General features: G+C 73.6%; 1 protein-coding gene. It reads right to left on the bottom strand.

Going from position 1 to position 530, the window contains the following annotated elements:
* A partial coding sequence (locus tag LL648_RS43615; protein ID WP_232668866.1) for a hypothetical protein occupies positions 1–339 on the bottom strand: 339 nt, incomplete at its 3' end.
* Between the last annotated feature and the right edge of the window lie 191 nt (positions 340–530).

Here is a 530-nt window from a genome sequence, read left to right as displayed (position 1 = left end):
GTCGACGTCGTCGGAACCGGGGTGGTCGGAGTCGTCGTCGGCACCGGCGTCGTCGGAGTCGTCGTCGGCACCGGCGTTGTCGGCGTCGTCGTCGGCACCGGCGTCGTCGGCGTCGTCGTCGTCGTCGGCACCGGCGTCGTCGGAGTCGTCGTCGTCGTCGGCACCGGCGTCGTCGGAGTCGTCGTCGGCACCGGCGTCGTCGGAGTCGTCGTCGGCACCGGCGTCGTCGGAGTCGTTGTCGGCACCGGGGTTGTCGGCGTCGTCGTCGGCACCGGGGTCGATGTTGTGGTCGATGGCGGCGGGCTCGTCGGCTGAGCCTTCGCCGCCGGCGCGAACCACAGAGCGAGGATCGCCACACCGGCCACAACCGCGGCGACCACGAAGCCTCGCCGCACCGGCGAACCGCGGATCCCACCAGCCCGCACGAACTCCCGCAACCGCCACGCACCGGCAGCCAGCACCGACCCACCGGCCAGCAGCATCAGCGCCGGCCCGAGCCACCCCCTCGAAGCGACAGCGCCGGACCCGTC

The organism is Pseudonocardia sp. TRM90224, assembly GCF_021245725.1.
Lineage (GTDB): Bacteria > Actinomycetota > Actinomycetes > Mycobacteriales > Pseudonocardiaceae > Pseudonocardia.
This window is presented reverse-complemented; position numbering and strand designations above follow the sequence as displayed.